The 241-nt window shown below is 64.7% G+C and carries 1 protein-coding gene; it reads right to left on the reverse strand.

The window, feature by feature from the left end:
• The coding region (locus tag SB756_RS34565; protein WP_410913815.1) for a CNNM domain-containing protein at nt 1–241 on the reverse strand (241 nt) is incomplete at both ends.

Consider the following 241-nt stretch of genomic DNA (forward strand, 5'->3'; position numbering starts at 1 on the left):
CCAGCAGGTGGGCGAAGGCCGGCTCACCGACCCAGCCCAGGCCCAGCGAGGCGAGGGTGATGCCCAGCTGGCAGGCGGACAAGTAGGCGTCCAGCTGATTGTGTACCTTGCGCAGGATGCTGCCACGCCAGCCGTGCAGTTCGGCGATGGAATCGACGCGGGTGGAGCGCAGCTTGACCATGGCGAACTCGGCGGCTACGAAGAAGCCGTTGAGCAGTACCAGGAGCAAGGCAAAGATGAT

This window comes from Pseudomonas sp. SIMBA_068, assembly GCF_046534705.1.
GTDB lineage: Bacteria > Pseudomonadota > Gammaproteobacteria > Pseudomonadales > Pseudomonadaceae > Aquipseudomonas > Aquipseudomonas putida.